Genomic DNA, 24,259 nt, shown 5'->3' on the forward strand with positions numbered 1-24,259 from the left:
CCATTTTAGGGGCAAGTGACGCCTATTACTTCATGATGATTCTCTCGGTTGTCGCGTTGGTTATAACATTATTTATACCTATGAAAAACAAAACCATGATCGAACAAAAGCAATCGTAGTTAGCAAGGAAGGCCCTCTGTTATAACTGTCGCTAACTATCATGGCAGTATATGAACTAAAAAACTCTTCGAAACCCGCCAACATGCGAGAATCGAAGAGTTTTTCTTAGTGGCCTCTCAGAACGTGCTCGATTCGCTTATCCGGCATGAACCAGATCACGGCAACAAGTACGAAAAAAAAGCCGGATATCCAAACACTCACATATGCGGTCAAGGCCGCAATCAAGTAGAGTAAAGGAGATAGTTTCCCCTTCCAATCTTTGCCCATCGCTCCGACGAATGAGGAATCGCCGGAATGCTGGTTCATAATCATACGCTGAAGCAGCCAGTACGAGAACGCCGCTAGCAATAGAATAATACCGTAAAGCGCAGTTGGTGTAGGTGCAAAATGGCTTTCCCCCATCCAAGCCGTCGTAAACGGCACAAGGGATAGCCAGAAGAGAAGCAGCAAGTTGAGCCACATCAACCGTCCGTTCATTGTTCGAACCATATGCAGCAGATGATGATGATTGTTCCAGTAGATGCCGACATATACGAAACTAAAGATATAGCTAACAACTTTCGGGCCAAGTTCGATCAGCGCATGCCAGTCATGGCCTTCCGGCACTTTGAATTCCAGCACCATGATCGTAATAATAATGGCCAGCACGCCATCGCTGAATGCTTCCATCCGATTTGCTTTCAAAGCGTCTCACCTATTCCCCTCGCTTCATGTTATCCTAGGGGCTGTCTCCCTCCCCGTAATTGACAGCTCGATTATTTAATCGTTGATAAATTTGACCTTCTTCACCGTCCTACACACAAAATAATCGTGGCGAACGCTAATCCGGTTCTCGTCACCATACATTGCACTTTAAACTGGAGAACGTGCGTCTCTTATTTCCATTATAGAGATCGTTTGTTTTGAGTCTACCTACTTTTCACCTGAATTTTGGGGATTGTTTCACACTCAAGCGATTCGCCTTTATTTAGAGTTTAATATTATGCCCCTAATGAGCTTTACAGATGAGGTCATAATATCTATTTCGCTTTTAGTTTTTCAAGGTTTTGCTGGTGAAACCCCTTCGCAATTAACCAGACCGCTAAACTCATTTCATAAACTCCCACAGGTAGAGCAATGAAACCTTTTGCTGCGGAGAGAGGTTCGATCAGACCGAACATTTCCAATAGACCGGCTGCGAGTACGAGTGCTGCTGTAATCATACCAAACACCGCTAACGGTCTCGGCACCAAACCTGTTCTAAAGAGCAAATAACTATACAATGCCGTATTGATACCCAGCATGAAATTGGGACCTAACATCGAAGTCCAACGATGGAAAGCTTGCAGCATGTAGCCGATCTCATGAAGATGGTCTTCACTTACTATGCGGTTTGCTTCATAGTGAATACTAAGCTGCAATAAACCTAATATACTCACCACTCCTATGGCAATAAAAACAGCTTCCATAAATCGAAAGCATAGGTACCCTAGGGCTAGATGTTCATTCCATCGACGAAGATAAGGAAACAGCATAACCGCTGTACCTACTGCAGTCAGGACGAGCAAGAGATCGTTAATAACACCAATCAAAACCCGTGTTTTCAATCCATGGGCCACGGACATATACCATTGTTCCGATAATACCGGATCATAAGAAATAACAGCGATGACCGAAGTGACCGCAGCGGCAATATAAAAAATTCCGAGCAGGATTCCATTCATTCTGTCTTGCGTCATAAATATTCCTCCTTTGGCTACTCACCATGATTGCAATAATTACAGAACATTCCATAAATTGATTGGGGATTATTATGGACCATAATGAAGTCATAGAGCATGCTTTAATCCATATTGAGAGCAATTTAGACCAACCACTATCGCTCGAGTCTGTGGCTAACTCCTTCAATATGTCCAAATATTACTTTCACAGACTTTTTTCTGCCATGATGGGTTGTTCTTTAAACAACTACATCCGATCCAGAAGATTGAACGCCTCCCAAGCAGGAAACTGAAAATTCACACATCGAACTCATTCAAGCTTTTGATGATATTCACAATCTTGAATCAACCTACCACATCTATGCACCTGTTAAAAAACTGCCTATTGATTTTGGATTATGAATAGGTCTCTTCTGGCCACCCCTGATTTCCTTTAAGCCCTCCATTCTAATGCAATAATGATTGGATGCTCACAAGATAACATAATGGCTAGACTTGCACTTTCCCAATCTTGCTGTAACGAAAAAAAGCACCTCCTTCGAGGTGCCCATTCATCAACGATGTGCCTGTTTTTTTTGTTAGTAATGCTAACTTTCAAATCGCCGTCACTTGTTATACAGCTGGTTCTTAACGAGGCTATCGGCGAAAAATGCAAAAGGAGCTGCCGCGGCAGCTCCTTCGTTATTTACATTGAACGAGCATTACGTGTTTCCCGCTGACGTTTGCCAAATAATCAACTCGAACAACCCACAGAGCAACAGGAAAAACTTACGATGGGCATGCGCGGATTAGGAACCAGAACGGTACTTTACCAGCAAAGTGTAGCTGCTTCCCTAGGGCTTTATAACAATGACTTTTTATCTATCGATATTCTGCATGAAAAAGGCCCCGTGACTGCCGGCGAGCTGTCAAGACTAACCGGGCTGACAACAGGCAGCGTTACCTCTTTAATCGACCGACTAGAAAAAACGGCTTCGTGCGCAGGCAACCGGATCCCCATGATCGCCGAAAAGTGATTATCGTCCCTCTATATGAGAATAAAGAAGATGTCAGTGCTACTTATCTCCAGCTTCACGCTGCGATGGTCAAACTGGCCTCCTCATATTCGGATGAAGAGCTTGAGCTCATTACACAATTTCTAAACAAAGCAAGCAGCGTGCTAGAGGAGCAAATTCATCATCTTAATTCAAACACTAAACGATAAGGAATGAGTCATATGGCTGTATTAGCTATCTATGCTACGAAAACAGGAGCAACCGAGCAATGCATAAAAATTCTTGCAGATGAAATTCCACATTGTACGATTTGCGATATTCAAACGGAGAAACCGGCAATCGAAAATTTTGACAGCATTATTTTGGGTGCCGGAGTTCGAGACGGGAAAATATACAAGCCCATTCGCGATTTTATCAAAAAATCACCAGGAATTGTTGGAAAAGAAAATGGGCTACTTTATTTGCAATGAAAAGCCAAAGGAAACAGAAGAAATAATAGCGCGGAATATCCCCGTTGATCTAAGAGAAACCGCGATCTGCATGGAATCGTTTGGCGGCTATAAGGCCTATGCTGCACCAAAAGAAGGCACCGATCAACTGAAAGGGATTTTCGTGGATAAAATAAAAGAATTCTCCGGAAAATTCAAACGCTAGAATAACTATTGTTTCTAACGACCCAACTGTTCGTCAAGCCATCTGTTCAAACGCAGGACAGGCCATTTGTCGATGATTAGGTTTCATACGGATTGAGGTTACCTTGAAGGGTTTCCTGGATAAGGTGCGGTGGTTATACCCTTCATCTTTTTTGCCTGGTGATACAACCTGAAACGGCATACCATAACCGTTATATTTACAAGCGATAATACAACCAGCCATATGATCAGCGATGACATGGCAGTCCATAGTCCATACCAAGGCAATACTCGCCCGGCGCCAATAAATGTAGCTAACGGCGACAGAAACAAGAGAATCAAGATAGGAAGCAGTCCTCCGGCTAATGAAACAATCAATTTACCGGTTGTCATGGCCTTTTTGCTTTGATGGATACGATAGAGCCTATATATCCCCCAAGCCATCGTCGCAAGCACCAGCAGAATCATAACCGCCTCCATGTTTTTGCTGTTGACAATCGTCGATTCGGTCTTTTCGCCCTTCATTATCTTTGCGATTCCGTCGACAAAAGCCGAATAATCGACAAAGGCATTTAAACCGGAGTTAAACATCATCGCAATGCCCAGCCGCTGATCCAAATAGATCGTCTCTTCCGCCTTGTACGTCCATAAAATTCCGCTATGAGAAATCGTTCGGCCCCCTTGCTCATCCTCTTCCGCAAGCCATCCCATTCCATACGGGCCGTTCTGTCCGGCTGCATGGTACTGCTCCATCATCTCTGGCGTAAGAAGCCTGCCATTATATTGGGCGAGCATCCACTTGGCCATATCTTCTGCAGTCGAAATCATACCGGCGGGCCCGTCAACGAACCACGAAGGTTCAGACTGGCTTACAGGATGGTCGAGCAATATATAATGTCCACGCGGAATGGTGTAATTCTCATTGATCTGCCGTGTGTTGCTCACATTAAAGGTATCTCTCATTCCAAGAGGCTCAAAGATATGATCCTCCAAGTAATCGGAGAGGTTTTGTCCGCTCATTTTTTCGACCAACAAGGCCAAGTATTGATAATTCGGATTGTGGTAGCTATAGGCTGCTCCAGGATCATTCGCTAGCTGAACCGCGTTCAACGACTCGTTAACCTGTCGCAGCGATTGATATGGGGACGAACGGATCATGTCGGGATTCACCTTGTCATTAAGACCGCTTGTCTGGTTGAGCAAATCCCGAACGGTAATATCGCGAACGCGCTCGTCCTTAGGTGCGAGGTCGGGAAAATAAGATGCGTACGGCGCATCAAGCTCGATTAGTCCCTTGTCCACCAGCTGAAGGACAGCCAGTGCCGTAAAAGATTTGCTTAACGAAGCAATCGGAAAGGGGGTGCGATCGTTTATATCACGTCCCTCTGAAACAGCGCCGTATCCTTGCGTATAGAACACCTCTTCGTTATGAACGATGGCAAGGGCTGCACCCTGAATATGATTGGCGCTCATCGTTTTTTTGACGTACTGATCGATTTCCTGCTGGACTTCGGCTTTGCTTCGGACTTCAACGGCGGAAACGGGTCTGGCCAGGATACCCATCATTAGCAGGAAACAACTCAAGCCTAACCACATTTTCTTCTGTACGATTCTCATACTAGCACTCCTTAATTCATGATAAGGAAATGCTAAACGGTCTTTTTCAACTATTTATCAACTCCGTACAAAAAACTTGCCGTTACGTTCCCACCGCCATGGAGGCCGTTGGTTACCTGGAGACTACCCTCATGCTTTTCGCAAAGAACTTTGCAAATGTAAAGCCCTAGTCCGTGATGTTCGTTCGCATCCCATACCTCTCCGCGATAAAAAGGAAGTACGGCCTTACGGAGCGTCGCTTCGGAAAAACCTGCGCCGTCATCCGCGACGGTCATAGAAAAGAAACCCTTACTGACGTTATAATCAACGCTTACGTGACTAGAGGCATAACGCGCTGCATTTACGATCAAATTCTCAAAAACCTGCATCGCCAAATGGACATCGACGGTTATTTCGTTCGCTTCCGCGGCAATGGACGAACCAAAAGTCTTACCATACCGTCCGGTAACTTGGCGCGCGCTGTCATTCAGCAAGGAGATGAGTTCATCCGTTTCAATCATACGGGTCTGTACCGGCATATCCTCCAGCTTCTGAATAGAATTCATCGCCTCCGTGTAGCTCTCAAGACGGACGATATGCGCCTGCATCGTTTGAATCGTGTCCAAGAGTTTCTCCTCGGATATCTTGCGCTCGGGCAAGTAGGCGGTCAGAAACTCGGAGTATCCTTTCAGAACGGATAGGGGCGTTCTCAGATCGTGGGCAAAAATAGCGTTAAGTTGTTTCCGTTCCTCGACCGATCGCCAAAGCGTTTGATAGTTTTTCTCCAACTGACCGCGCATGTTCTCAAATACACGGCATAATTCCCCCATCTCATCCCGGCTGTCGTAAGAAATATGAAACCCCAAATCGTTCGCCGAAATTTTTTCCGATGCATGCATCAAGATTTCAAGCGGTTTTTTCAGTTTCCACCGATAAAACAAACTGCCCATCAGGACGATGCCGACGGCAACCGTTAACAGGACAACCGCGACGAGGGAAGGCAGCAACCAATCGTTCACGGAAGAATAGCCGGCAAACCGCAACCGTATACTTTCCGCCCATCTAAACTCCAATGTGATGACGACTAGAACGGCGATGAGCGTAAGGCAGCATAGTAGGATGAACGATTGCAGCAAGGTTAACCGCTTCAGGCTCAGCCAGTTTATCATTTTCGCCATTTGTAACCCACTCCCCATACAGTTTCAATCCTGTCGCCGCAACCATGCTCTTTCAATTTGACACGAATTCGCCTGATATGTTCCGCTATTACGGCGCTGTCGCCTTCGCCGTCCAGTCCCCACACTTTTTCAAAAATACGTTCTTTGTCAAACACCATTCCGGGATGCATGGACAATAGCTCTATAATATCGAACTCTTTTTTGGCCAAGGGAATTTGTACATCGTGGATGTAAAGCGCGCGAGCCGAATAATCAATGGCCAAATCTTCGCTAAACCTTACGGACGTTTTCGTTTGGCTTCGCATCTCCCTGCGCAAATGCGCCTCTACCCTCGCGCCCAGCTCATGAAGACTGAACGGTTTGGCTATATAGTCATCCCCTCCGGCCTGAAATCCCGATATTTTATCCGCATCCTCGTCGCGGGCGGTTAGAAACAGGATCGGACAGGACACAAAATGCCGGATTTTCCTGCATAATTCAAGACCGTCAAGCTCCGGCATATTGATATCCAGCAACACAAGATCCGGTTGATTCTCTATTTGCCGCAGCGCCTCACTGCCATCCTTCGCCGTCATCACGAAATACCCGTTTATTTCAAAGTAATCCGTGAGCAGTTTGCGAAGATCGACTTCATCATCTACGATCAGTATCTTTTTCATCTTGCCCTCTCCGCCTCCCATATCAACTTCTCTAGATCCAGCATAACAAAAATCGCCGTCCGATTCCCGGCAGGAATCGTGAACGGCGACAATATTAGAGTCATCACATAAGTAGCAGTCTTTTCGGGTAAATGCAGATATCACTTTGTAAAGCTAGTTGGCCAATTCCGCCAGCACCTTGCCAAGTCGGTCAAGCTGCTGTTCATTAGCTTCTATGCAGATGGGCTTAGCTAGTTCAAACTCCTCTTTTTTCTTGAAACGTTGACGGAAGGTGACCCTGGTCCGGCCATCAATGTCCTCGAAGGTAGCCGTAACCCGAAATTCGTGAACGTTTAGATGATCAATCACGACCCGCTCCGTCGGCACGAACTCAACAAAGACATTATGGTTAGGATAATCCACGCCATCCGGCCCGTGCATGGTGAACTTCCACGTACCTCCCGGCCTCATATCGCACTCGTGAAACGTATTCTTGAAGCCTTTCGGTCCCCACCACTTTGCTAATAAATCAGGAGTTGTCCATGCCCGAAACACAAGCTCCTGTGGGACATCGTACTCGCGCGAAGCCATAAGTTCATTTTCACCTATAGTCATGTTCCTACCTCCTCTTCTACTACCTTGCCAGTGTATCCAACATGATGTTTGTACTGTGTTTTTGTTCTGGCGTATCATCTTCGTCAAAGAACGTTCTTCATGAACCATCTCCACTCATTTGCGCTAGCTATGTACCGGTAACTCTAATGTAATTCATTACGTTACGTAAGGTTCAAGCGATCGTGGCGCTCTCCCAGAAATTTTTTACACCCTAAATTGAGCACAAGCTATTGGTTGATCTTGCCTATGTAAACCCGGTAAGCGTAGGTGTTGTATTAGATAGCAGAAGATCCGATACCCGTATTTAGCAAACGATCGTAGATCAATTGCATTATCCTTCTTCGTCAAAAACGAGGTTTCGGATGTAATCGCCTGGAATAAGGCAGCGGATCCAAAATTTCCTACCCCCAAGAATATCTACATCGTTGCAGCAATGCGAACAAGCTCCCCCATAATCGGAAGAGCTTGTTACAAGAATATAACGAACCGAGCCGTATTATGTTAACCGCGTAATGATTGTAATGCGGTAGACCAGCTAATCACTTGATCCATCATACCATTCACATGTGAATGGTGTAATACGGCAGGCTTAAAAGTTGTATAATTCTCAAAGTCTGTAAATAAATTAAGCGCAGGATGCGTGCGAACGTCTGCCACTTGCAATTCCGCCAAAATTCCGCGTAAATGTTCGGCGGCACGCGTACCGCCAGAGGAACCATAGCTGACAATACCGGCTGCCTTGTTGTACCATTCTACTCGCGCAGAATCCAGTGCATTTTTTAAAGCAGCCGTAATGCTGTGATTGTATTCCGCAGTGACAATCACGAATCCATCCAAACTGGCGATTTTGTTCGCCCAAGCCTTAACTTGCCGCTCGCCTGCAGGATCCCCGAAAAATGGTAAGTTGTAGTCTGCGATATCCACGATCTCATAACATGCATCACCCCGTTGATCTCCAATACTCTTGATCCATTTCCCGACTTGCGGACTGACCCTCCCTGGGCGTGTACTACCGATAATAATGCCGATTTTCAATGGAGCAGTTGTCATTGTCTTTTCCTCCTTGGGTGTGGAATTAATTGATTTGTTAGTTATCCATAACTAACACTCATGCTAAAAAAATATGCTTAGCTTGATTGATGAATATTACCGATATGTTCCTCCTTTCCGTGTAGTAAGGTTCGTCTTACAAAACCTATGAAGATCAGTACAGCAATGAACCCGGAAACCGCGCATGATGCAAATAGAACAGGATAGCCGAATCGTTGGGAAATGAATCCAAGCAAGATAGAGCCAAGCCCAATCCCTAAATCCAAGGCGGTAAGAAAAGAAGCATTGGCCATACCCTTATGGACAGGAGATACGAGGCGTAGTGTTGCTGCCTGAAGTGTAGGTAGGGCTGATCCGAACCCAATCCCGTACAGTATGGCGGAAACAAGGATCCCCATTAATCCATCGGATAAGCTCAAGATCAATAGTGCTATGATCGCAAGGATCATCGACAGGATGATGATCGTTCCTTCGTTATAACGATCTGCGAGCCTCCCGGCAACAGGCCTGGTGACTGTAAGCGCGACGGCATAAACCAAAAAGAAAGTGCCCGCGTTGACTTGGATGGAACCTGCAAACAACGGCAAGAATGTGGTGATCCCCCCGTACGTAAGAGATAAGAAAAGAATAGACGCCGATATCGGAAGGATGGATTTATCGAAAAACACCACTCTCCGTTTGTTCTCCGATCGTATAGCAGGCACCTTCGTCACCAGGGCAATTAGGATAGCTGCAACCGATAGACAGGAAGCTAGAACAATTACGTGCCGGAATGAATAGATTTGGATCATCCAAACTCCGAGCACGGGCCCGATCGCCATAGATACGCTCGTGGATATGCCATACCATCCCATTCCCTCACTTTGGCGCCGAGCGGGGATGATGTCTGTGATCGCAGTTCCGATGGAAGTGCTTGAAATCGCCCAACCGCTGCCATGAAGAATTCGCAGAAGAATCAACATAAAAATTCCGCTTGCCCAGTTGTACAGAACCATCGCGATGGCGAACAGAATCAGTCCCGCGATGACAAAATAGCGCCTTCCGAATCGATCCAACAGACCGCCGATAAATGGGCGAACAATGACAGCCGTTAGGGTAAAGCTGCCAATGATGAATCCGAGTTGTGATTCACCAAGGCCTAAATTTTTGAGATACAGCGGCAACGTTGGAAGGAGCAAATAAAATCCGAGACATAGAAAGAACATAGACAGCGTGAGCCCGATGAAAGATTTTGTCCATAAACATTCCAATAGCAAGCACCTTCCCTCGATGTTTAGTTATTGCTAACTAACATTATGTTTAAAAAAATTACGTGCTTAAACCCTTGGCTATAACGGCTATCGAATCTTGCAGATTATCCTCCGGGAAACCGGGTGCAATCCCCACTAATAGCAATCCAGAGATGAATTTACCGTAATTGAACCGCATAAGCGTTAAGGCATGGGCTTCCGGGTTGCCCTTGATCACTTTGCCTTTCTCCTGCATGACGCGGAAATATTCCGTAACGATACTCAGAAATTTTAATGCCTTATTGTGCAAGCTCTGATGGATTTCAGGCATCGTTTTTCGTTCCATGATGGAAATCAAATATATTTTTTTGTTTCTGCCCAGCACATTATGGTACAACTCACTGATCATCAATAAATCCTGCTCGAGCTCGTACTTGATATTTTTTTGAATGGTCTCTTCGATCGGTACAGAGAACATATAATTATCGATTATGGCATCCAATATAGCTTTTTTGGAACCAAACGTTCGAAATACGGTCATTTCGCTTACGGATGCAGAAGCGGCGATTTCCTTAATAGTTACCGCCTTATACCCTTTTTCGGACATGAGATCGATGGTAGACGATAGTATTTTATCAGCCGTATTTTCGGTTTTAGTGCTCAATAGAATCCCCCCTTCATTGTTAGTTATAGGTAACTAACATTATTCATTATCATATACCTTAGGGAACTGACTGTCAATCGTATACGCGTTACTATAGAAGTGAATGGAATATGTTTTCATCACACACCCCATTCATTCCCACACTAACCCCTCAACCCAATTTTGCGACGCCGCTTATGATAGAACTCAACTTAACGGGGCTACCCGGCGAAAAACCCTCAGCGGCCTTCCCCTCCGATATTGCACTTCCTTCAGGCCTGCCGGGCTCACTCACTCGCTAACGAGACTCAGGAATGACCGCAGTTAGGGATTTATTTTCAATGGGAGAAGAAAGTACGATGGACGTTGCGAATTTCTGCGCTGCTTAGTCTATACATTAGGAGAAGAACTGGCGCCTCATGGCATTCATGTGGGTACCATCACAATCGCCGGTACAGTTGCGGTGAACACAAACTTCGACCCTGATCGAATCGCCCAAGCGTATTGGGATATGTATGAAAAGCAGAACGAACGTGAATTCATCTATCAGTAAGTATTCCATCTGAAGCCTCAAAGGGTTTAATTAATCTATCCTGCCCGTTAATTTAACCCGTTTATGCCGGGTCCGCGGCCATGTCCGTGGAAATAAAGGTATTAAAAATGAGCTGGCGGAAACGTACCACCAGCTCATTTTCGTGCCGTATCATATTGCATGTAAGTTAGTATAAAGACGACGGCTCATTCGGCTATCGATACACCTCTCGCGACTCTCGGCGCGAGTACTCGGTCATACGCCGGCCTATTTTATTCTCGTTCTCCTGCCGCATATTCGCCTGGACAGACGTCCATCACTTCTCTGGTAGGCTGGATAAGCGACATTTCGAACCTGCAAGGCCAATGCACCTCCGGTGCCATCTCCCCATTCAGCAAGCCGGCGATCGTCTCGCCGTCGTTCACCGGCACATTCGCTTCAAACAAGTAAGCTGCGACATTGAATGCATGCCGTGACACGTCGTTCGGATCCAATGTATGAAGATGGTACTGGACATCCGGAAGTCTAAGCGCAAAGAGGCCGAGCGAATCGATCAAGCTATCTTCGGTCCCATGAATGGTAAAATAACGGATATTCATGCCGAACTGCAAGAACCTCGCGGCTCCTTCGTACGGATTATCGGCAATTTCGGCCGGATGCAGCAATTTCCCGCTCGATGGAATCCAGATCGCTTTGCAGGTCGGGAACAGGCTTACGGCAGCCTCCAGCCAGTCCGCCAATAAGGCGCTGCGCGATTTATAGTCCAGCCCCGCCGCCATGAAGTCGCTGATCAGCAGCTTATAGCGGCATTGTTCCAGAACGTCCTCAGCATCTGGCATCGTCCAAAACTGGGTGCGCTCCATGTTGGTAATCGACTCCGGTTGAAAAGGCGTAAAGTCCGCCATCATCACCTGAGCTGGCAGTTCCCCATCCTCGTAGGCTACTTTATAAGCCTCTACGGCAAACGACGACAATGCGTCGGCTCCCGACACGGTATCCGTTTTACCGCATCGGGTTTCTAACGCGTTCCGGACGGCTTCCGCATTCGGCCGTTTCGCTTTCTCCTCAAACAGCAGGTACATTTGAAACAACCGCTGAAACTCACTTTTTTCGTCTAAACTTTGCTGAAGTACGCGTTCGCTCTCCATTTCTCCCCTACCACTCCGTTCGTATGTCTTTCCCCTCAACTATAGAGATTGCCGCACGGTCCACGCAAGCCCGTCCAGGAAAATGATTCCAAAGTCGGATCTATGAGACATACGCTAAACCATTAAATACAAAAAGGATACCTTTGACTCTCATTACAAAATAAAAGTACCACCAAACCACAGATTAGTTATAGTCATGTAAGCATGAAGAACACATCCTAAATTGGGATATAGCATTCTCCTAGATAAACTTTTCATGAATTGAGGGACTAATTGAGGTTTATCAATAGAAAAAAGCTTATTCACCAAACTGGATGTGCTTTCCTGTCTTAGTATAAGGTTTGAACAAGTGCTAAATTATGAAGCTTTTGCTGCAACAACTTTTTGAATTAAAGCTTTTGCTTCGTTATTAGACAAAGTTTGTTTAGGTTGAAGCAGGTTTTTCTCTGCTGCACTAAGAATACCTTTGTCAATCAATTTTGCCATGGATTCAACCGCATAGGTAGAAACGGTTTTGCCATCTTCAAAACCTGCAATGATTGTAGCCGCATTTTTATCAGAAGCTTGATTGTTCAACAATTTAGCAAGAATTGTAGCAGCTTCTTCACGAGTGATATCACGATCAGGGTTGAAATTACCACCGTAGCCTTGAATTAATCCAGCATGAGTAGCTTCAGCGATTGCATCAGCATATGCAGCATCAGCAGCAACATCCTTGAATTTAGATGCTCTAGCTACTTCGTTTAGTTTCAACTTGTCTACCAGAGCACTTACAAATTCAGCACGAGAAATGAATTCTGTTGTTATAGGTGTATCTGTTTGCTCTGTAGATGCAGCTAGGTTCGTGATACGTCCTTCGATTTTAGCCTCAATGCTACCACCTTTATACGTATCTACAATGTACTGGTAGAATACATCAAGATCGATAGGACCTGCTAGAGATGATTTAGCTTCCAATAGTACTTTATAGTTATCTCCACCTGCTGCCATAAAGTTGTTAACTACAGCCGTATATGTTTGTCCAGGATCAATGGGTGTACCATCTTCAAGACTAAGACTAGTAACACGTTCTGCAACTGGCTTATTGAAATCTGCAGTATATTTCAAGCCAGAGATTTGTAGTGTTTTTGTGTTTGGTGTACCGTCAGCATTTGTTCCCCATTGTTGCTCCAACAAGGTTTGAATTTGCTCACCAGTCAGCTCTAGTTTCACTAAAGTATTGCCAAAAGGTTGGATTTTAGCAAGATCAGCAAAGGTCACATCGCCTTGTGGCAGATCCGCACGAATACCACCTGGGTTCATAAATGCAAAGTCAGCAGCGCTTGCTTTATCACCAAAGTCTGCTTGACGCATTGCATCTGCAATGACGTTTCCTAGAGGCGCTTCGTTATTATAAGCATCTGTACGAGTGATAGAACCATCTGTTATACCTACCGGCTTAGTTAGCTCAGGATGCTTGTCTAATAATTTTTTAATAATAGCTAAAGATTCAGGATCTTCTTTTACACCCTCTTGAAAAGTCGTTGTAACTGTAGCTGATTTTTCGGTTACATCCCCAGTAGTAGGGTCAATCATCAACTTAATATCTTCGAATGCCGTACCATAAGAATAAGCTTGAACGATCAATTTTCCATTAACTTCACCATTAGCTAAAGCATGATTGTCACCTGCAACAATAACGTCAACAGGGGAATCTGCTGGCAAAGCCTTTGCTAAATCAGCCGCTTCTCCAGATGTTACGCCGTCTTTGGTTGTTGCTGGATCATGAGCCAAGACGATGATCGTTTCTACACCTTGATCTTGTAATTCTTTTGCATATTTATTAACGGCTTCAACTTCTTCTTCTGCGCTTAAGAAACGCACGCCTGCTGTACCAGATGGAGATACTTTAGCAGGTGTAGCTTTCGTCACTAATCCGATAAATCCGATTTTGACTCCGCCCACTTCTTTAATAACATATGGCTTAAGCAATGTTTCGCCAGTGGAGGTTTCAATGACGTTTGCATTTACATAATCAAATTTTGCACCAGCATGAGTTACCTTGCCTTCTTTTGGATCAAGGCCACCAAAGATTTGTGCTTTTAATGCAGCGATGCCTTGGTCGAATTCATGATTGCCTAAAGAAGCTACATCAAAACCCATCATATTCATCCACTCCATAGTAGGCTCATCACGATCTAGAGATGAGACTGGAGCAGATGCACCAACAGAGTCTCCATTATGGAAAAGTAGGGAGTGCTCATATTTTGCTTGAGCTTCTTTTAGATAGGTTGCTAGAATTGGAGCTGTTCCTACTTTTTTATCATTAACAATCGATGTGGTATCTAACTGACCGTGCAAGTCATTGATTCCGATCAAGTGTACTTCTACATCTTTGCTTGCAGCAGAGACAGAACCTACTGCGCCTAATAGTTGGGAAAGTAATAGTGCAGCAGCAGCCACACGAATAGTGCTTTTAGCCACATTTTTTTTCCATGACATGAGTTATAAAACCCCTCTCAAATTTCTATTCCTGAAATACTCTAACATAATTAAATTCATAAAAATCGCAGAATATATGAAGTCTATGTAAAAAAGTTGAAAAATGAATAGAGAAGAAACGTACCTATATCTGGATCTACACCAAAGGTTAGTGCTTGAGGATTTGGTTTACTCTAACGGATGGTGGTTGTCCCACGCCCAGAAGATGCAGGTTTATGAGGCTGTGGACGGGGACGGAGAAGAAGGCTTCGTTATCTCGGGGCAAAGTGAAATCCCCCCTAATGCAAGCTGAGCCCCGTTTCGGATTGAATCTAATTCCACTTCTCCTATGGCCTTCTCCAAAACGACTGTGCTTATAAGGAATGCAACGGAGTGTTCTCCCTATATTCATGATTACATCTCTATGATATGCGTGTACATTCGCCGCTTCCGGGGTGAATTTATCGATGCTCCGCAGCAGTTCTCTCCACTCATGCGAGATCAACTGCGAAGCAACCTTCTTCTATTTTCCACCCAAGTTTTTCAAATTTCCTGTATGATGATGTTATGAAAAGAATATTATCTTTCATGGATTGGGGTATATTCGCTCTTCGTTTATACCATTATATTTTGCTGTTGTCCCGGGTTCTGGCAGTAAGTGAGTTTTCGAACCGAACGTTAATAAACGTGATCTGGCTGAGCATAGCCCTTGTCGTCCCTTTGCTGTTCTGGTTTCCTGGGCACCGGATGAACAAGGTCTGGTTTTGCATACTGGAGCTATTGCTTGGCGGTTCTTATTATGTGAATTCTGTCATTCATCCTGATCTGACTTCAAAAGCGGACTATTTGCTGCCGAGTCTTACAATGGGGTACTTATTGACTAAGCAAACCCTTTGGCTCATTCCCTTACTTGTTTTCATTCCCTTTTCCTTTCAGTCTTACCTAAAATCATCTTGGGAGCAAACCTTAAGTATCGGAACAGACAATCTGCTGTTCTGCTTCATTGGTATGTGGGCAAGCTTCGTAGCCAATGCGTATGATCAGAAGAATAAACTGGTAGCGGAAGTGGAGCATCAAAATAAACTGTTAACTCACTACTCGGCCGAGATCGAGAAAATGACGTTGCTTGAAGAGCGCAACCGCATGTCGAAGGAGCTTCATGATACACTGGGGCATTCCTTTATCTCACTCATTCTGAGCCTCGATGCTTCTATTGCCCTTATGGATAGCAAGCCTGCCGAGGCCAAAGATCGGTTAATTCGCTTAAGAACATTGGCAGAGAAAAATCTGGACGAAATGAGGAACATCGTACACGAGATGGGGGAAGAAGAGGAATCCAGTCTGATCCGACAGGTTGAATCCCTTGTGGTCCGTTTCCGGGAGCACACGGGTACGGCCCTGACTTGGAGTCTGCCGGGGACAGAGCGTTCCATACGTTTTGAGGTACGGCAAGCGATCCTTCGGGTTATCCAGGAGTCCTTTACAAATGCACTAAAACATGGAAAGGCGTCTCAACTGCATCTGAAGCTTAGATTTTCTGAGAGCAATCTGCAATTGTCCATTCAAAATAACGGCAAGCCGATCGACAAGCTAAATTATGGCTTCGGCTTGACCACGATGAAACACCGGGTTGAGCGGTTGGGAGGCAGCCTACACCTATCATCTGGGGAGGGAACTCCAGTGATAACCGAAGTCAGATGCGAGATTCCGCTGAAAGGAGTGATACCGTATGGTGAAGATTAAAGTGCTGCTTGCTGATGATCAAGAGTTAATTCTCGAGAGCTTACATATCGTGTTGTCCATGGAACCGGATTTGGAAATTGTCGGTTTAGCCAAGAATGGCGAAGAAGCCATAAAGGGCTGCGAGCAGTTTATGCCAGATATTGTGTTGATGGATGTCAACATGCCTGTCATGGACGGCGTCGCTGCGACAGCCCAGATTAAAGAGCGGATACCTTCAACCAAAATTATCATGCTGACCTCCTATAAGGAAGTGGAATATGTGTTAGCGGCGTTAAGCTGTGGAGCAGAAGGTTATCTGCTCAAAGCCATTCATCCCAGAGACCTGGCTGCAGGCATACGGGTGGTTCAGGCGGGAGGGACATTAATTTCGCAGGAAATGGCGAGTAAAATGATCAAGAACCTGAACACTGCCACCCCTGCGAGAAATAATGAATTCGGGCTCACTGGCCGTGAAATCGAAGTGCTGCATAAGCTGGCTTCTGGCCTTCGTAATCAAGAAATTGCCGAGGTGTTGTATCTTAGTGAAGGCACGGTTAAAAATTATATCTCAACGATTTATTCAAAGCTTAATGTGAAAGGAAGGCGGGAGGCTACCCGTAAAGCCCGAGATTCGGGAATGCTGGATCATTCATAAGCCGATCCCCAAGAAGCTGGTAACTCATTAGAGTTACCGGCTTTTTTCGCATATAGCCATAGATGAAATGATGACAAAAGCGCACTGTCTCTTATGACTTTTTCAGCCTATACTCATAGCATCAAGCAACACAGGAGGCGATGTTGGACATGAAGAAAAAAGCATCTGAAAATAAAGAGAGCCTGCAGAATGGCGGGAAATTAAGCGCTCGGAGTTCATTTTGGCGTTTTCCAATCGTCTGGATGCTTGTGGGAGCTATCGGTATTGTTCTTATAGATACGTTATTCCGGCAGCTGACTGAGCGAGTGGATGGGGTGATTTCCCTTGTCCTTACACTAGTGATGGGATTGCTGGCCATCATGGTTTATAAGCTCACGCTGACATACCTGGCCCGGCGTTCCACTCCAGAGATAGCTAGACAACGCGCAGGGATTGAAACCTTGCTGGGCGTACTTACGGGGACAATCTTTATCACAGGGTCCGTCTTTATTATTACGGCTCTGGGAGGTTACTCCTTTCAGTGGGCAAGTTCTGCGAATGCAGGTTCAGTTCTGACGTCTTCCATTGGAGCAGCTTTAGCAGCAGCCATTGTCGAGGAGCTTATCTTTCGCGGACTTATGTTTCAAGCCATTGATATATTGGGGGGGAAACCGCTCGCACTCGCTGTGACCTCACTATTCTTCGGAATTGCCCATCTTGGCAATACAGGGGCAACATTATGGAGCGCGTTCGCCATAGCCCTGGAAGCAGGCGTTCTGCTCGGTGCCGCCTTCCTGTGGCGGCGGAACTTGTGGTTTGCCATGGGACTGCATTTTTCGTGGAATGCCATTGAGGAGTTGCTAGGCATTCCTGTTTCCGGACACTCATCTGCCGGTCTATTTACTGTAGAGGTGAACGGTGCCGCACTTCTCACAGGTGGCGATTTTGGACTTGAAGGTTCCATTGTTCCGGTTTTGGGCAGTCTTCTGTTGTCTATTCCTATGCTAATTGGGGCTGCACGGTATCTTAGGGTTGAGGCCCGGAACCTTCCTGTATCAAAGTAAACGGCAGACCTGATCCCTCTAAATAAATTTCAGATCTAGAAAGACCGTTGTACCCACCAATATAAATCACTTGCGGACATAAATCGAAATGAGCCCGGTATAATTACCGGACTCATTTCATGAAACTGCCCAATACATATGATATCTGGCTATTTAGGGTCACTTCACAGGTGGAGCAGTCTCTATTTCATTAAGGCTACGACACGGATACGAGAAGCTTGTTATCGCCTGAAATGACCGCCACTTCAGGCGGTCCAGGAGGGTGCGGCATCCGGTTCACGATCCACCACTTCCCCGTTCCGACTAAGGCCGAAGAAGTGAGTGGAAGCGTGACTTCCGCATCCACGCCTTGGTTGACCCCCTCCATATCGATTTGCTTCTGATTCAAGGTTAGCTCATAGGATGAAGTCAAGCCATTATACTCTGCCGTGATGAGTACGGTTCCTTCCGAAATCGCCGTTACTACACCGCTAGCGCTGATCTCCGCTTTATTTGGATCACTGCTTGTATAGATGACGTTTGTCTCTACCTTTTCTCGGCTTCCATCACTATATACTGCGGTAGTCACCGTTTGATAACTCTCTCCAACGACCAGTGTAGACATTCCTTCGAGCTCAAGCTCAATCAGGCTAACTGGCTCTTCCTCGTTGCCTGCTGATACCGATTGTAAAACAGGTCGTTTAGCAATATCGTCCCATCTCCAAATAGCGTTAAAGTCCCACCCTAACCTGTCAGTATAGGTGGATGGAGTCTTTATTTCAGTTTCAGATAGTCCTAATCCTTTAAGGGTTGTTAATGCTCCTTCAGCGACACCTTCTTTATTCACAATCATGCCGTCATATGCATAATTATTTTCGAGAGTCGCGGTGTGCCCCGCAAGAACTCGTCCCATCACCCGGTTCGCCATCGTTGGTGCCGTAACCGAAGGGCCCAGGGCAATGACATTTCTGACGACCGTATCATTGTATCCGTAGCCAGTCACTCCACCCGCATTGCTCGTAATCGCCCGAACGGTTCCAGACGCATACACGTTTTCTGTTAGGCTGCCCGAATTCGTAATTCCGATGAGGCCGCCAGCCTGACTTACCTGAGCGGTTACATCTGCGGTAGAATAACTGTTTCTTACGATGCCATTGGAATAGCCTACTAGACCGCCGACTGTGCTGGAGCCTGTAATAGAGCCTGTTGAAAGACTATTCTCTAACTCGCCATTGTTTGTGTTGACGAGTATGCCTATTCTGCTCCCGCCAGTGACGCTGGCATCAATCATGGCTATATTTTTAATCACTCCGCCATTGAGATGGAATAAGCCGCCGCTCGAAGAATTAAAATTAACTATTTTCTTCCCGTCGCCATCCAAAATACCGGTGAACGAAACCACTTTAAAAAGTGACTCAGCCGGTTGTCCAGAGTAATCCAAGTCATTGTCCAAAATATACTTTTCAGCCGGGAAGTTTTCCATAACGTTCAAATCAGCAATGGATTTGATTCTGTAATAACCTGCTTCATTTCTTTCCAAAGGCACGACAGGCTCGCTTGCCTCTTCAGGATTACTGTTCAATACCGGACGCTTTAAAGCATCATTCCACATCCAAACCGACTCAAAATCCCATTTCAATATATTGATATACGTATTGGAATCTTCAACCTGTTGCTTTGATAGCCCTAAACCTTTTCTGTTGTCAGCAGCAGCAATACTTTCGCCTTCTACATCCACAATCATGCCATCAAACGCATAATTATTCTCAAGCGTTGCGGTATGCCCGGCAAGAACTCGTCCCACCACACGGTTCGCCATCGTCGGCGTTACGACTGAAGGACCCAGAGCAACAACGTTTTTAACAACCGTATCATTATAGCCGTAGCCAGTTACTCCGCCTGCGTTACTTCTAAGCGCCTGAACGGCTCCAGATGCATACACGTTTTCCGTTAAACTGCCTGAGTTTGTAATTCCGATCAAGCCGCCAGCCTGGTTCAACTGGGCCGTTACATCTGCAGTAGAATAGCTGTTTCTCACGATGCCATTGGAATAGCCCGCTAGGCCGCCCACTGTGCTGGAACCTTCGATTGAGCCCGTTACATAACTATTCTCTACCGTTCCGTTGTTCGTGTTAACGAGTATGCCTATATTACTCCCGCCAGTGACGCTTGCATCGACCATAGCTATGTTTTTAATCATTCCGCCATTAAGATGAAATAAGCCGCCGTTTTCTGATTTGAAATTGGTTAACGATTTATTATTTCCATCAAATGTGCCGAGGAACGGCGTCCCCTTAAATAGGGGTTCAAAAAGCTGCCCTTCAAAATCAAGATCGTTTTCCAATATATAGTTTTCATTTGGAAATTCTGATATGGTCTTTAATTCGCTAATCGAACGAATGATGTAGTACCCATCTTCGTTTTGATCAAGCTTCGGCTTTGGAATATGATCTTCGTTAATTTGCTCCAAATTACTTTGCAGTAATGGACGCTTGGCATCTTCATTCCAGATCCAGATCGAACTAAAATCCCAACCGAGGGTCTCCATGAAAAAAGATGGCTTCGTGAACGCTTCTGCACCCACCCCCTGTCCTTTTTCATTGTTTGGATCAGCAACCGTCACGTTCTCACTGCTAACAAACATATTTTCATCGGCATAATTATTGACTAAAATTGCCGTCTCTCCAGCTAAAACTCTGCCGACAATTCGATTCGATGCCGTACCCGTAACAATCGATGGATTTAATGCCATACTATTTTGAATGACCGTATTGTTATATCCGTATCCGCTGATGCCGCCAGCATTGGATTCTTCTGCTGTTACGGTTCCCATGGCATAGACCTGTTCTGTTATACTCCCCCGATTCGTAATTCCGATCATGCCGCCGGCTTGCTTGCCTCGTGCATGGACTCGAGCTGTTGAATAACTGTTTCTAACGATACCGTTCGAGTAGCCCACAAGACCGCCAACCGTAGAATTGCCTCTAATAGATCCGGTACTGTAGGCATATTCCACGATTCCATCATTCTGATCAACCAGGATTCCAACATTGCTCCGACGAACATCAATGTCAGCATGGATGATTCCTACATTTCGAATCGTCCCTTCATTAATGGCAAAGAGACCCGCGCCGCCTGAGGAGACCATAACGCCTGTAATCGTATGCCCTTTCCCATCAAACGTACCGGTAAATGGAGCCCCATTCGCGCCAATGGCTTCAAAAAACACGCCATTCCCATCAATGTCCCGATCTAAAACAAAATGTTTGTCCGGGAATTCATGCATTTTATAGAGTCCACTGGCACTTTTGATTTGATATGGGTTGCCTTCCGAACCATCGCCCAGCATTCCTTCTTTAGCTATGAACGGGTCCGTTAACGGCTCTTGATCGATTGGATTATTAACCAATCTTACGACGATCGTATGTTCATCGCCAAATGCAAGAGGGTTATCAAATAAGATGATTTGTTCTCGTCCGAGATGTTCCAGCGTTGCTTCTTGAATAACCGTTTCCAACAGCTGTTCACCTGTATGATCCCGCTTTTCCCCGATCACGGTGACACGTTCAAGCGAGCTCGGGTAATTCAAGACCCCAACGCCCTTCAAGACGTTATTTTCTACAATTGCGCTCGTTAATTTCATATAATTGGCGGGTTGTTTCATCGTAAATGAATCAATTTCAACACCGTCGCTGTTGTAAGCCTTCAACGTGAGAGATTGATCGTTTGATTCTAAAATAACACCCGTCTGCTTATTTTCATCATAAACGATATGATCCCAGTCAAATGATTTGTTATCAAAGAACGTTGGACCTGATGAACCAACTGTCACAAAAGTTGTTCCTAAATTCATCGCTTCTTCCGATATATCTTTTACACCGTTTCGTATGGTTGTCCGTTTATACACATGGTCATGACCGCCAATATACAAACTAACGCCAAGCCGTTCAAATGCTTGAGACAATTTCACTCTCATTATGTCCATACCGGTCTCATCGCCGGATTGACCGCCATAATAAGGATAATGCCCCATCACGATTTTCCACTTCTTGTCGGTTGCCCGCAAATCTTTCTCCAGCCATGACAGCTGCTTGTCAAAATCCAGCACAGAATTCAGAACAGCAATGTGCATATCGCCATAATCAAACGAATAATTCGTTTCCCGGTAACTGCCTTCACCGTTCTTCGGCAGGTTGAAAAACCCGGAGAACGGCCCGAGCTTCCGCTCCGTCGCACGTTCACGGTCCCCGACAATGTGAGCAGAGACTAGACCCATATCGTTGTTGTAAATATTGTTAAACGCATCATCCCAAGCATACATATTGCCGCCGTTCTCGACCAAGTCTCCGACTTGAATCACAGTCTGTCCGTTTGAATTTTTCTCCTGCAGAACATCCAGCATATTTTTAAACAGTCGGAAACTTTCCGGATTTCGATCCGGAACTTCAAGATCTCCCATCACATACAATACGTCTTCCTCTGAAGCCGGCGCGGTCCTAAAGCTATAACTGCCGCTCCAAGGTCCCGTCGGTGACATTCCATACCGATAGTCATACTTAGTCCCTAAGTCGAGATCTGTTATATTCGCTTCATGAGCTGCAAGCACGCGATAATTACTCTTCGCAAACGTATCGCCATAGGCGACTTGAAAATAAGAGACTTCCGCTTGTACCACTTCAGCATGGTCCCACGTCGCCGCTGACTCCGGTTTATACTGAACATACGACGTTTCTAACGCCTTATCCGTCACCAAATTTATTCCTACTTCGCGTTCGTTCCCACCTACATTAACAATGGGCTGAAATTCATTTAGAACTTTATCGGCATCTAGTTTTTGTTGATCAACAAGTAATCGAATAAGTTCCACACGCGTATTTCCTTGAGCGTCGGTTGCTACATACTTAATGAAATAGTCTCCATACATGTCGACCTTGAAATGCTGATTTAGAGCGGCTACTTCTCCTTTATCATTTAACACAATGGCTTCCACCGATACAGATTGACCGTGATGATCCGTTGCCGAGGCGCTCAGCACTTCCACTTGATCCCCAAGCTTAATCGTGTCAGGATATTGTCCATGAACCGTAATTTCAGGCGCGTGCACCGTGCCCCTTGTTTCATCACCAATCCAAATCGGAGCACTCATCGCTTCTTCACCGTCTGCTTGGAAAGCTCTAACGATAAAATAATCCCCGTCTTTAGTTGCTAAGGTTACTTCCTTTTTAAATTGATTGCTGGCAATATTGCCGTACTCCTTAACGATTTCACCGCTGTTTTTGTAAACAATGACTTTGTCCAAAATATCGTTAGCATCAGGGTCATTTATCCGTACTTTAAGTTCTATTTCTTTTGTTTTGGCTGGAAGGATCGCTCCCATCATCTGACCTTTTGCTGAAATCGCCATTTCTAGGTTCCGATCAAATGATACATAGGTGCGGTGGTTTCGCATCGCCTCGTAAAGACCTTCTCTTGTAAGGTTATCTCCCCACATACCGGTCACATGGGGCTGAACCATTCCCCAGTTTCCTTTGTGCTCGTCTCCGCCAAACACAGGAGAAACATGCCAGCCTTGATCTAATGCCTTGGTATAGATTGCAAAATCATTTGAGGATTTGTATTCCATCAGATTAAGGTTTCTGTCCACATCTCGGTTATAATGTTTAAATTCATTGAAACTCCAATTTCCTGACAAGCGTGGATGATTAAATTGAGCAATCGCATCAGGATCTTGGGCAAGTCTTGCGTAAAAGGTTGGCAGATCATATTTGATGTCGCTCCAGCCCCAAGTGCCATCCGCACCTACTCCATGTGTTCTTGCAAACCATGGGGCATTAAATAGGTTGATATGACCGGATTCATCATACCAAGTCACTTCCGTACCAGGCAGCGTAATAAATTCGTGATCATGATTGTGAGCATCGGATTGCTCATGCAGCAGCTTGTATTCTTCGGAATAAGAGTCTTGAACATTCGTAATAAAATCACTGCCCGTACTGATATCATAAGTCACGTCGTGTTCAGTCACTGCAAAAAAATCAAAATCTGTATTAGCCTTCACGAAATTATAAGCATCATTAGGCAACAAGATCCCATCACTGAGAGAAGTATGGGAATGCATATGGCCTTTGAACAGTGAAGTTCCTAAGTACTTCGCTCTATCTTTTTTAGAAATACCTTCTTCTTTATCTGAAGACGCAAATACATTAATGCTGTAACAAAGACTAACAACCCCCGCAATGAAACAAGCCATCACAATAAAAGGCAGACTTCTTCTTTGGGACCTCAATCAAAATCCTCTCCTTTTTCGGCTTAAATGGTACTGTT

At 45.2% G+C, this 24,259-nt stretch carries 19 protein-coding genes; 7 read left to right on the top strand and 12 right to left on the bottom strand.

Going from position 1 to position 24,259, the window contains the following annotated elements; genetic code table 11:
* Positions 1–225: 225 nt before the first annotated feature.
* Complete coding sequence (locus tag ACQKPA_RS15355) at positions 226–804, bottom strand: TMEM175 family protein (RefSeq protein ID WP_427493484.1); 579 nt, start codon at positions 802–804, stop codon at positions 226–228.
* 335 nt (positions 805–1,139) lie between these two features.
* On the bottom strand, positions 1,140–1,838 hold the full coding sequence (locus ACQKPA_RS15360; RefSeq protein WP_427493485.1) for a DUF4386 domain-containing protein: 699 nt from the start codon (positions 1,836–1,838) through the stop codon (positions 1,140–1,142).
* Positions 1,839–1,912: 74 nt separating this feature from the next.
* Between ACQKPA_RS15360 and ACQKPA_RS15365 the strand changes: the two genes are divergently transcribed.
* The 4 genes from ACQKPA_RS15365 (at position 1,913) to ACQKPA_RS15380 (ending at position 3,469) form a co-directional block, all read left to right on the top strand.
* The gene (locus ACQKPA_RS15365; RefSeq protein WP_427493486.1) at positions 1,913–2,113 is read left to right on the top strand and encodes an AraC family transcriptional regulator; all 201 of its coding nucleotides are present in this window, start codon (positions 1,913–1,915) and stop codon (positions 2,111–2,113) included.
* 480 nt (positions 2,114–2,593) lie between these two features.
* Positions 2,594–2,836, top strand: coding sequence for a MarR family transcriptional regulator (locus tag ACQKPA_RS15370; protein ID WP_427493487.1), 243 nt, complete (start codon positions 2,594–2,596; stop codon positions 2,834–2,836).
* A gap of 200 nt (positions 2,837–3,036) precedes the next feature.
* Positions 3,037–3,285, top strand: a complete 249-nt coding sequence (locus ACQKPA_RS15375; protein ID WP_427493488.1) for a flavodoxin domain-containing protein — start codon at positions 3,037–3,039, stop codon at positions 3,283–3,285.
* Positions 3,263–3,469: a hypothetical protein gene (locus ACQKPA_RS15380; protein ID WP_427493489.1), complete on the top strand. Its 207-nt coding sequence runs from the start codon at positions 3,263–3,265 to the stop codon at positions 3,467–3,469. The genes ACQKPA_RS15375 and ACQKPA_RS15380 overlap by 23 nt, the downstream gene beginning before the upstream one ends.
* A gap of 98 nt (positions 3,470–3,567) precedes the next feature.
* On the opposite strand, the gene ACQKPA_RS15385 is transcribed toward ACQKPA_RS15380, so the two are convergent.
* From ACQKPA_RS15385 to ACQKPA_RS15425, 9 genes are all read right to left on the bottom strand, one after another.
* Positions 3,568–5,064 carry a serine hydrolase domain-containing protein gene (locus ACQKPA_RS15385; RefSeq protein ID WP_427493490.1) on the bottom strand — a complete coding sequence of 499 codons (1,497 nt, stop codon included), beginning with the start codon at positions 5,062–5,064 and terminating at the stop codon, positions 3,568–3,570.
* A gap of 50 nt (positions 5,065–5,114) precedes the next feature.
* Positions 5,115–6,221 (bottom strand): HAMP domain-containing sensor histidine kinase, encoded by a 1,107-nt coding sequence (locus tag ACQKPA_RS15390; protein WP_427493491.1) that lies wholly within the window; start codon positions 6,219–6,221, stop codon positions 5,115–5,117.
* Positions 6,209–6,880 carry a response regulator transcription factor gene (locus ACQKPA_RS15395; RefSeq protein WP_427493492.1) on the bottom strand — a complete coding sequence of 224 codons (672 nt, stop codon included), beginning with the start codon at positions 6,878–6,880 and terminating at the stop codon, positions 6,209–6,211. Before ACQKPA_RS15395 ends, ACQKPA_RS15390 begins: the two co-directional genes overlap by 13 nt.
* Positions 6,881–7,033: 153 nt before the next feature.
* On the bottom strand, positions 7,034–7,474 hold the full coding sequence (locus tag ACQKPA_RS15400) for an SRPBCC family protein (RefSeq protein WP_427493493.1): 441 nt from the start codon (positions 7,472–7,474) through the stop codon (positions 7,034–7,036).
* 501 nt (positions 7,475–7,975) lie between these two features.
* On the bottom strand, positions 7,976–8,524 hold the full coding sequence (locus tag ACQKPA_RS15405) for an NADPH-dependent FMN reductase (RefSeq protein ID WP_427493494.1): 549 nt from the start codon (positions 8,522–8,524) through the stop codon (positions 7,976–7,978).
* A gap of 77 nt (positions 8,525–8,601) precedes the next feature.
* The gene (locus ACQKPA_RS15410; protein WP_427493495.1) at positions 8,602–9,774 is read right to left on the bottom strand and encodes an MFS transporter; all 1,173 of its coding nucleotides are present in this window, start codon (positions 9,772–9,774) and stop codon (positions 8,602–8,604) included.
* A 58-nt stretch (positions 9,775–9,832) separates the two neighbouring features.
* Positions 9,833–10,417: a TetR/AcrR family transcriptional regulator gene (locus ACQKPA_RS15415; RefSeq protein ID WP_427493496.1), complete on the bottom strand. Its 585-nt coding sequence runs from the start codon at positions 10,415–10,417 to the stop codon at positions 9,833–9,835.
* Between the two features lie 783 nt (positions 10,418–11,200).
* Positions 11,201–12,076: a DUF4261 domain-containing protein gene (locus ACQKPA_RS15420; protein ID WP_427493497.1), complete on the bottom strand. Its 876-nt coding sequence runs from the start codon at positions 12,074–12,076 to the stop codon at positions 11,201–11,203.
* 357 nt (positions 12,077–12,433) lie between these two features.
* On the bottom strand, positions 12,434–14,557 hold the full coding sequence (locus tag ACQKPA_RS15425; protein ID WP_427493498.1) for a bifunctional metallophosphatase/5'-nucleotidase: 2,124 nt from the start codon (positions 14,555–14,557) through the stop codon (positions 12,434–12,436).
* 546 nt (positions 14,558–15,103) lie between these two features.
* Between ACQKPA_RS15425 and ACQKPA_RS15430 the strand changes: the two genes are divergently transcribed.
* From ACQKPA_RS15430 to ACQKPA_RS15440, 3 genes are all read left to right on the top strand, one after another.
* A complete protein-coding gene (locus ACQKPA_RS15430) occupies positions 15,104–16,279 on the top strand; it encodes a sensor histidine kinase (RefSeq protein WP_427493499.1) in 1,176 nt (391 codons plus the stop codon).
* Complete coding sequence (locus tag ACQKPA_RS15435; RefSeq protein ID WP_427493500.1) at positions 16,266–16,913, top strand: response regulator; 648 nt, start codon at positions 16,266–16,268, stop codon at positions 16,911–16,913. The genes ACQKPA_RS15430 and ACQKPA_RS15435 overlap by 14 nt, the downstream gene beginning before the upstream one ends.
* Before the next feature lie 149 nt (positions 16,914–17,062).
* Entirely contained in the window at positions 17,063–17,956 is an 894-nt protein-coding gene (locus ACQKPA_RS15440) for a CPBP family intramembrane glutamic endopeptidase (RefSeq protein WP_427493501.1), read from the top strand.
* A gap of 196 nt (positions 17,957–18,152) precedes the next feature.
* Here ACQKPA_RS15440 and ACQKPA_RS15445 read toward each other — a convergent pair whose 3' ends face one another.
* A complete protein-coding gene (locus ACQKPA_RS15445) occupies positions 18,153–24,221 on the bottom strand; it encodes a CehA/McbA family metallohydrolase (RefSeq protein WP_427493502.1) in 6,069 nt (2,022 codons plus the stop codon).
* Positions 24,222–24,259 lie beyond the last annotated feature (38 nt).

This window comes from Paenibacillus sp. NPDC093718, from assembly GCF_050279985.1.
Classification (GTDB): Bacteria; Bacillota; Bacilli; order Paenibacillales; family Paenibacillaceae; genus Paenibacillus_AQ.